Origin of the sequence: Vibrio sp. 10N.261.51.A3 (assembly GCF_041471965.1) — a bacterium.
Taxonomy (GTDB): Bacteria; Pseudomonadota; Gammaproteobacteria; order Enterobacterales; family Vibrionaceae; genus Vibrio; species Vibrio crassostreae_C.
In genome coordinates this window covers 1-9,100 of the sequence record NZ_JBFRPK010000093.1, presented here as the reverse complement: position 1 = coordinate 9,100, position 9,100 = coordinate 1, and the positions used below count along the sequence as shown (strand labels likewise).

At 37.8% G+C, this 9,100-nt stretch carries 7 protein-coding genes and 1 pseudogene; 4 read left to right on the top strand and 4 right to left on the bottom strand.

The window, feature by feature from the left end; all coding sequences use genetic code 11:
• Positions 1-65: 65 nt before the first annotated feature.
• From AB4371_RS19850 to AB4371_RS19840, 3 genes and pseudogenes are all read left to right on the top strand, one after another.
• Positions 66-545: a hypothetical protein gene (locus tag AB4371_RS19850; protein WP_102360715.1), complete on the top strand. Its 480-nt coding sequence runs from the start codon at positions 66-68 to the stop codon at positions 543-545.
• Positions 546-691: 146 nt separating this feature from the next.
• Positions 692-1,141, top strand: a complete 450-nt coding sequence (locus AB4371_RS19845) for a hypothetical protein (protein WP_102360716.1) — start codon at positions 692-694, stop codon at positions 1,139-1,141.
• A 332-nt stretch (positions 1,142-1,473) separates the two neighbouring features.
• Positions 1,474-1,716: pseudogene (locus AB4371_RS19840) on the top strand (type I restriction enzyme endonuclease domain-containing protein); the annotation flags it as partial.
• 270 nt (positions 1,717-1,986) lie between these two features.
• Here AB4371_RS19840 and AB4371_RS19835 read toward each other — a convergent pair.
• On the bottom strand, positions 1,987-3,213 hold the full coding sequence (locus tag AB4371_RS19835; RefSeq protein WP_102308777.1) for a ParB/RepB/Spo0J family partition protein: 1,227 nt from the start codon (positions 3,211-3,213) through the stop codon (positions 1,987-1,989).
• Between the two features lie 223 nt (positions 3,214-3,436).
• On the opposite strand from AB4371_RS19835, the gene AB4371_RS19830 reads away from it, so the two are divergent.
• Positions 3,437-4,576 (top strand): hypothetical protein, encoded by a 1,140-nt coding sequence (locus AB4371_RS19830; RefSeq protein ID WP_102360717.1) that lies wholly within the window; start codon positions 3,437-3,439, stop codon positions 4,574-4,576.
• Positions 4,577-4,639: 63 nt separating this feature from the next.
• On the opposite strand, the gene AB4371_RS19825 is transcribed toward AB4371_RS19830, so the two are convergent.
• Genes AB4371_RS19825 through AB4371_RS19815 form a run of 3 tightly spaced genes read right to left on the bottom strand, consistent with a single transcriptional unit; the run spans position 4,640 to position 9,015 of the window.
• Positions 4,640-6,004 (bottom strand): tyrosine-type recombinase/integrase, encoded by a 1,365-nt coding sequence (locus AB4371_RS19825; RefSeq protein ID WP_102360718.1) that lies wholly within the window; start codon positions 6,002-6,004, stop codon positions 4,640-4,642.
• Positions 5,991-6,569, bottom strand: a complete 579-nt coding sequence (locus tag AB4371_RS19820; RefSeq protein ID WP_102350423.1) for a hypothetical protein — start codon at positions 6,567-6,569, stop codon at positions 5,991-5,993. Before AB4371_RS19820 ends, AB4371_RS19825 begins: the two co-directional genes overlap by 14 nt.
• A gap of 10 nt (positions 6,570-6,579) precedes the next feature.
• Positions 6,580-9,015 carry an integrase gene (locus AB4371_RS19815; protein WP_102308760.1) on the bottom strand — a complete coding sequence of 812 codons (2,436 nt, stop codon included), beginning with the start codon at positions 9,013-9,015 and terminating at the stop codon, positions 6,580-6,582.
• Positions 9,016-9,100: the final 85 nt, after the last annotated feature.

Below are 9,100 nucleotides of genomic sequence, written 5' to 3'. Positions count from 1 at the left end.
TAAGTGTGGCAGATCCTCGGGAGGGGGAATCCATGTCATTCGTTGATATGTAACAGGAGTATATTTTGACATTTTTAGATGTTATCGGTGGTATCGGCAGTGCTGCATCTATTTCCGGTTTCTCATTGAAAGATTTAGTTCCTTTCGTGAACGATCCTGACAAACGTGAGCTAGAAAGGTACTTTTCCTTTCTAGAGCTGCGTATGGTTTTAGTCGCTCCTTTTGATCAAGAGGTCACTCAGGCTGTCATAAAAAGCCTTGAGTCAATCAAAGATGAAACAGAACAATGCCGATTAAACTTAAAGTCTGAAATGGCTCGTCATTTCTTACTTGAATTAGTAACAACTTTGAGCAAACAGTTGATGGTTTTATATAAGTTTCAAGGGTCTAATAACGATCTTCTTTTCTATAAGACGCTTCAAGTAGTTAGAGTTAAGTTTGCTCGCGTCTTATGCTTGCTATGCGCTGCTCATAAGATTGACCTTTCTACAAAGCAAACAGCACTTGCAAGAATGGTTCTTGAACATGCATATCGACCACGATAAAAGTTACATACAAATTGCTTAAGAGTGACGGCCAACTTGTGGCATTTTTGGTTTAGTTTAGTGTTTGCGTGCCTTTGCTCAGGTTTCATTGTAGTTAACCGCACCGTAGTTAGACTAATAACCACATATTTAGAGCTAGAGGGATTATGGCTGACATAGTCGAAGAAATGGATATATATTATGAGACCCTCAATGAGCGTCCGGATCTTGGTTGGTTTCTACAAGGGCATATGCTTGTTGAGTTTATGCTTAGAAAGCGTTTAGGTGAGTGGAACCCTGAATTGACACATCAGCTACGCAAGGCTAGCTTTTTTAGTATTCTTAATGCAGCTCACAATAACGGTATTGTAAGTCAAAGTGCGTATGAAGTACTTAATCAAATCAACAGCATAAGAAACAAATATGCACATGAACTCAGCTATCGTCCTACATTGGAAGAATGGGTAAATCTGTGGGAGTCAGCTCAAAATGCATTTTGTGATATGACGGATGGTATTGAGCAGGGTTTAGCAGAACTAACGTCCGTTCAAAGACTTGAAGACGCAGATAGATTTAGTTTAAACGAACTTTTTGTTCAAATCTGTCATGACATTTGAACCATTAGCCTAACAAACGACTATGGTGTGGCTTTGCCTTACTCAGAGTAATCCGCAAATGACTAAAGAGGCAAAGATTTGTCACCTTACTAATCAACCAAGGTCAACCTAAGAGGCTATATCCCGTCAGCTCTAATTGGCTAATGCGTATATGATAAATGGGAGGATAAGGACTTTGTACTATCTACGACAGGTTTTCATCACTTTCACCTAGACAAATACGAACCATCGAAAACCCGTAGCGATGAAATGATTTTTGCTCGTGTTACAAGAAATAATTTCTATGTATTAGGCGTGTTCAATCACTCTGTATTTTCTTCGGTTAACACGGTCACGAATCTTCGGTTAGAGAACTTGGTGATGACAACTTACGTAAGCTTGCCATTGAGTTAACTCACCAACTACGTAAGTCAGCCACAGTAGACTGGCAAAAGAGAGATAGTGTTCGTGCTCGCATGCGTAACCTTGTACGTCGCCTGCTACGTAGATGGAAGTATCCGCCAGATGCCGCTGAAGAAGCAATTAAGCTTGTGTTAGAGCAAGCGGAAGTGCTGGCAGATGGTTGGTATCAGTAAAGTAATCGAAGATGGCAGGCATAGTAGCTTGCCATCTTCACTTTTTTCACTTGATAATTATTTTTCCTGAAATAACTAAATTTCGGAAAGACGCATAGTCATGGGAATAGATGTACAAAAGATGTGGAGCTGTTTTTCCCCTCATAAACTCGCACATTGCAAGCTGCGTTTTTTGGGGTAGGCTAGTTGGGTCAACCACCTTGAATGGAGTGCTGTCATTGAGTATGAACTCTTTCAACTCCGGAACTGATAAGTCTATGTTAACCAAACTTACTTCTCCAATGTCTGTACGTTGGCTTGTTTCAAGATTTTCTTGGGAGCGGGCCCTTTTTCAACACATGGGATTGTGAATGCTTCATTAATATTCCCTGCGGATGTCATTGGAACTTTATTGCCATCACTATCTCTTCGATATCGAGCGACCCGGCGAACACTCACTTTATTACCTGAAACAGGGATGCCTAAATGCAGGTTCCACCCTTTAAAAATAGCTGATAACTTGCATAGAAGAGAGTAACTTGTTGACTCATGGACTAGTGATTGTAGGTAATTACGGACCTGATATTCAATGTCATCTTCAGACTCCAGCCCTAGGGAGGAAATAATCCGAGTGAGGTAGGTTTCTGGTGACAGGGGCAGTGTTTTGTTCAGTTCATAATCCTTTAGCTTTTGTTTAATCATGTAATGAGCGAAAGCGTAAATCGCCTCAGAGACTTGAGTCTCAAGTTTATGTCGTTTTACTATTTTAGAAATAAAATCAACAGATAATGCAAGCTCTTCGTTTTCTTCAACATATGCTAATATTTCAGAAGGTTGGAAAGATGTGCCTTGAGTACCTCTGAATGCATAAGGGTTAGACGTCATATCAAAGGCTTTTGATAGCATAGCTACACGAGATAGCACTTGAGCGTTCACTAGAACCCCAGCCATCTCTAATACCTGCGATCTAGAGCGCATATTACCCACATCAATATTCGCAAATGACAGATCGTCAGTTACATCGTAAATAACAGGAGCAATGAAACCTTCATTCGCTTCATATGAAGCTTCGAGGCGATGATGACCATTGAGAATCTCGCCTTCGACAGAAATGATAATTGGTTCACCAGTAAGGCACCATTTTCTTTTTTTCATTATTTCTACGTACTTCTTAACTCTTGCTTTGCTTATTTTTCGATTCTTATTATTAGGGTTAATTGCTCCACGTCGGGAAAACTTTAACATATCACGTGCAATCTGAGGGCTGATATAGATGACAGTATGCTTCAGTGTTGTTTTAACTGCTCTTACCCCTGAGTAATAGCGAGCCCTAGATTTAAAAATGCCTTCAAGCTGTTGAGGAGGTAGCGATTCTGCTGTTTTTAATAGTTCTTTTGAGCTAGCTAAATAGCTATTACTTTCTTTCTCGTCGTATTTAACAAACAAACTATCAACGATAGAGCTTTCTAAGATCTCACCTGATATCTCATTATGATTATCGGTATTTTTGTCTTTCATGTTTTGGCCTTTTATCTGTGGCATTATCGCTATTAGGAGCAATTTGCGATTTAACTCTTTTGATTAGTATTGATCCGACGTGCTTGTCGGATCAAGTTGTTTTTTTGAGTTAAAGTCCACTTTTTCAGTAACTGGATGAAAAGTTTTGAGTATTTCTGATAAAAAAATTAGTGGCATGTTGTTTCGTTCACATGGTCGGACGCAGCACACTTTGATTACCACAATGCCGATGGCTGAGGTCGCTTCATACTTTTCAACCAGTAACCTCTTGCCACAATTGAGTTGGGCGATTGATGCTGCTGTGAATGCTAAAAATGTTGAAAAAGTCGAACAGATACTGTCTGAACTACAAAAAAACGCTATTGATCATTCGGTAAGTGCGCCTTTGTCGCTAACATTTGCAGTTATCGATAAACCTACTCTTACTAATGCATCACACCAGTTACCGACCTTGATTTACAACACCTCTAATACATATGTCGTCGGTAACATTTTGGGCTTGACTGCTATCTGCAAGATCTTAGGGTTAAAAACCTTCTTATTTAGCTCTAGACTGACTGTTAAAGAAGCGAATCAACGAAGTGAGCAGAGACAACGTTTAGCAATGGAGGGGGTAGAAGTCCGCATTGTGTTTGATACTGAACAAGGTTTGAATACTGATAATGTCATTGAACTATTTAAAAAGAGCAGTATTTTCGAGTCATCACTAAGCCTTCCACATCTTCTTGGTGGAAAGAATTTGCTACCCGATGATGATTTTCCATTGAAGCCTTTTATTGATCAGTTGATACGAGACGCTGATATTGAATCTTATGGTGGTGTGAATTTTGACTCCAAACATGTGAAAACTTCAGAGCGTTATATCACCACGCAATACGTACTTTTTAAGTTTCTGGTTGGTGCTGTTGCCGGAGTGGGAACACAGGAGTACAGCAAAATGTCGAAAGACATTAAATTGCCTAATGGGACAAGTCTTACTTCTGCCTTGTCTGATGACTATATGGAGAAAATTACTTTCTTTTTGAGGGCATGGCTTGAATCATTGCAAGAGATCTTTCTCAAAGATCGTTCTGGGTATCACTTGTCGCCACAGGTCTGGCAGGCACTTGGTTTGACGATTCATGAATTAGTTAGCAATGGGGCGTCACTAAGTGAGTTGAAAGCGGCTGGTAAAGCATTAGGAAGGCTTGATTACAGTAAGAATGCCATACATTGGAATGATTGCTCAGTAATGGAGCTAGATGCTAAAGGGCGTATTTACAAGAATGCGGCCACATCGACTCGGTTGTTTAGGGTAGGGTTGTTTGAGTATTTTATGCGAGAAACTGAAGTGGTGAATAGTCTTAGGGTAAACGATAACTAACCAACCTTAGTAGTTTGTGTTGTACTTTTATTCATTTGAACCACTGAGCATAAATAAGCTAGCTTATCGATGTTCAGTGGAACTATTAATGTCTTTGCTGAAAGAATTAATTAATTCGTCCAACCCTTTTCTTAGGTCTGTGTTGCTTATTTCCCCTTTGTTTAATTGTTCCTTGAAGTATTCTAGCTGGCGCTCGACTAGCTTGACCGCATTTGATAATGAAACAGCACTATACACTTTTGCATAACCATTCAGTTCTGCAAATATGAGGTCAATGTAAATATCGAGGGAGTTTAAGGTTGAGTGTCCCGTCCATTGCTGCAACTGTTGCTTAAACGTGTTTGTATGAAGTAATTTTGCTCGAAAGTCATCTTTGCTATTGAGCTCATCATCAGCAAGTATTAATTCCTTTAGTTTTTCGGTTACGAAAGCATGACGCCACCTATGAGGACTAATAGGAGTTTTTATCCCAAGTTTGTTTTGCCACTCTTTAATATAAGTTGTCCATGTGCCAGCACTCAATTGTTTTCCTGTTGTTAGGCTGATAAAAAGATAATCATGATTTACTTTTTTGCTTTTCGTCACCTTTTTCCTTACCTTTAAGTAATCAGAGATACTTGTAATAAAAATACTTGGTACGGGAACCATGCGGGTATACTCTTCAGTCCCCTTTCTTTTCAGAGTCACCAATTTCATTAAGCCAGTTTGCTTTGCATTCTCAAAATCTGTGAGGGTCATTAGACTGAGTTCTTTTACGCGAGCCCCCAGCTGTTCCATTGATGTGTAGAAAGCCATGTCACGCCTACGTTTGTCTTTTCCTTTTTGAGTTTTAATATACTGCCATACTGCGAGCGCGTCCTCTTCACCAACAGGGTGGCGTTTCTTTCTCTCGTCAGGATCTGGGAAAGAAGTGTGTTTCTTTGTAGTACCATATTTATAATTCTTGTATCCTTCGGGCTTAAACTTATACTCCTTTTCAGTAATAATTATTGAGCTGCTTTTGTCCGTATCAATGAAGTTATCTAAATCATGGAAAGATTTGACAAAACATAGAAAATCAAGACATTGAGCCCCAATAGTTATTACTGTATTTGTCTTTCTCAATTTTTCTCCATTTGTTTTAATTTCTCTTTGTAGGTTATGTATGAATAGTTTAAACAGTGAGTTATTCAGTTGTTCAAAGGAACTCAAAAGAGGTTGTTCTTCTACAAAACGTACTAGATGATAAATATTATAAACATAAGTACGAATAGTACTGGATTTTTTGCCATTTAAAATTAACTGTTTAATGTATGCATTTACTTCCACACACGGAAGCCCGTTGCTGTACGTCACGAATTGTATATCAATAGGCTTTCCAAATTTGAGACTGTTATCAAGCCCAATATGTGTCCATTGTTTATGGTTCTCTAATTTAATGACTGGCATTTAGAAGCCTTTGGTATTCTTCTTGGGAATTTTTATATGCTTGAAATTGATTGGTGTAATCCAGCTTCAGTCTGATCTCATAGTCTTGATCTTTATAGAGGTCATATCGTGCATCACTAGTTCCGTCATACACGGCAAGCTTTTTGGTAAACGAGCGTAGTTCATCAATAATATTCGTTAGGTTGAAACAAGCAAAACGAAGTGATTCCAGTTCACTATTTAGCTCATTGACCTTCAATCTCAATCCAGAGAGTGTTGCTTTGTTAGGTTTATCTACCTTGGGTTCCTGTTCTTTATCTTCAATGGCTGTTTTGGCATTGACTCTAAGGATATCGAGACCTTTGTACTTTCTTTTTAAAGTATCATTGCAATTGCTTTTTAGGGTATTGAGTGAACATGAAGTAATATTAAGGACTGGGTTATCATACTGCGCTAAAGCCCCTTGAGAGCGAAGTGCATGAATTAACTTATCATCATTTGTAAAATTATTGGGCTTGTTGATTACGTCAAGTAAAAGTTGTTCAGTCTTTATTGCTTTAATTTGGTTTACGCTTAACTTTTTCATTTAAATGTTCCTAATCGAGATCTTTGGTTTTTAGTATTAAAGTGAATGTTTGGATTTTTTTGCCACTTGCATCTGAGATGGAAAAAAAGTCGGGTTCTAGAGTAATTGAGCCATCCTTCAACATATTAAGAACTTCGTACTCGATCATTTGCTCGGTTTCAATCTGATCGATACTTGGGATAGTGTGATAAGACTCATCTTTAAAGCAGTCATAAGCCTCACTGAGTGAACTAACATCAATTGATCGAGAGTTATTACCTAATATTCTATTTGCTATAGTCTTTCTCAGGATCTCAATACTTTCTGTGTCATATAACTCAGACGATGGATCTATAAGACTACGAGTGATTGCTGTTGCTTTTACTCCTAAGAGAACGGCACCACTTTCCAGTTCTGAAATATAGTTATAGAGATGCTGCACATCAGAGTGGGCTAACATCCACCTAAGTGAATCCATTCCTTTAAATCGCTTTGACCAAAAAAAAGCCATTGCAAAGAAACGTCTAAGTTGATGTTGCCTTACATAAAGTCGCCTTAATTCTACGGTGCTATATTTTACCAACAGCGTCTCATGGTAATCGCAGGCATTATCAAGGTTAGTATTATAACTCTTGTGGTCTACGCAGCCGATCTTCCCAATGGTCGGATCTAGTGTATTAAATAATGACAACGTACCATAGCTCAAACCTCTTTTATTCATCCCAATATTAAATTGCTCTAATTGCCATATCATTTTTGCAATTGACCGTGGTATAGGTCTTTTAGCTAACTCTTTTTGCCCCTTTTTACCACCTACTCCTGTTTTTTTTACTTTGAATTTTAGATCGTATTGAGTGTTACCACCTTTCTCTGTAAATGGGTTTATATTGGGTACCAAATTACCATGCTCTTCTAGCTCAATTAGTTCATCTTGTCTTCTTGCCACTGTTGCTCCAACAAGGATTTGTATTGAACCTTGTAATACAGAAAATAGATCGAATAAACTTTCTCCAGATCGGATTTTTTTGTGTTTATCTAATTCATCTATACCTAAAGGAATAATTTGTTTAATCCCTTTTTTTATGTATTCAGTACTTAGTGTGTTTATTGCTTCATACTCAAACCACCAAGCTCGCTCTGTCGAAGGTAATTCTCGATGCAAAGATTCATTAAACTCTTTAGAGTTCAATTTGGGTCTTGTAGGGCTTGTGTCTGCTTTAGTGGATTTTGAGTTACCAGCTTCCAGTAGTTTAAGTACTTCAGATAGTAGAGTTGTAGTTTCATAAGGGGATGTCGGTTCTACTGGCAAATGTTCTTTAGTAAACTCATAACAATCTCGGAGAAGGTTAAATATGACCTCTGGTGGTACTGTTTTAGTCCTATTAGGGGTTTTCTCTATCGTCTGCTCATTCTGCATAACGTTAATCGCCAGTACTTTTTTACCAATAATATTAGGTTGAGCTGCATCAGTTCTTCCAATATTCGTATGAATTAATCTAATTACCTGTATATAGTTTTCAATAGCTGGTTTAGTAATTCCTTTGCTATAGTCTTTGGAATCAATACGAGGGTATTCGGTTTTTAATACAGGGGGGATGATGACTATTTCCGGGTATACAGGTATATTTAATTTATTAATATCTAACACTTTACCCTCAAACAGCGATGAAGCAAAAAAAGCTGAGTTGCCTGTATATCTTATCCCACCGTTAGACTGTTTATAGAAACCGTTATTAAATAACCACTTACACGATTTTACACGATCATTTAATAGTAGTTTATTTTTATCTTCAGATAATTCTTCGAGTAAATAAGGATATTCTTTAGAGAAAGCTTCTGCATCTTCATCGGAAATAGTATTGGCGGCATTATCAAGGAGATTTTTAATTCGTGGCTCTATTCCATAAATACCCAATACATTACCACGTGCGCTAATAGAGGTAAGGATACTAAGCCAAAAGTCATCATTAAACTTCTGAAGATGGTTATTTGCGAGTTCTTTTTTGTGAGCGTTTATTAAAATGGAATTTATCATAGAAACGACACGGTTGAACTTGGTTCTAGCAGTAGTAGCCGTTATGAAATTTCCACCATTATCAAATGGGTTATCAACAGCTATAAGCCAGTACTTGAAAGCGTTTAAAAGTTGACGGTGTTTATTTGATGTAATAGGTTTACCATCATCAAGAATTATCGATGTCCAATCTATCTCACTAATTTTTTGTTTCGATTTTGCTATTTTTTTTTGTGTATCTGACTGGAAGTCGAAGATCCAGATATCATCTTCAAAATCACTGACCAACCACCAAGGTTTATCTTTTAAAGCGCTGTAAATACCAGTATATACGTTCGTTATTTGTTCTAGACTTGTAAAGTTACCATTTGAAATAGCTTGAGAAATCAGAGTTTCTAATTCCTCTTTACCTAAGTTGATAACTTTTTTATTACAGTCAATTATTGAACGCATAATATCATTTCCTTGAATTGTTGTGTATCCAACGGGTTGGATTTCGCCTCATGGAGCATGCGTGTTCAGGGCAAGATTACGAAGC

Bases quoted from the DNA above. Each gene is read 5' to 3' on its own strand.
- AB4371_RS19830 (WP_102360717.1), top strand. From the start codon at position 3,437: ATGCCGATGGCTGAGGTCGCTTCATACTTTTCAACCAGTAACCTCTTG.
- AB4371_RS19835 (WP_102308777.1), bottom strand. From the start codon at position 3,213: ATGAAAGACAAAAATACCGATAATCATAATGAGATATCAGGTGAGATC.
- AB4371_RS19825 (WP_102360718.1), bottom strand. From the start codon at position 6,004: ATGCCAGTCATTAAATTAGAGAACCATAAACAATGGACACATATTGGG.
- AB4371_RS19820 (WP_102350423.1), bottom strand. From the start codon at position 6,569: ATGAAAAAGTTAAGCGTAAACCAAATTAAAGCAATAAAGACTGAACAA.
- AB4371_RS19815 (WP_102308760.1), bottom strand. From the start codon at position 9,015: ATGCGTTCAATAATTGACTGTAATAAAAAAGTTATCAACTTAGGTAAA.
- AB4371_RS19845 (WP_102360716.1), top strand. From the start codon at position 692: ATGGCTGACATAGTCGAAGAAATGGATATATATTATGAGACCCTCAAT.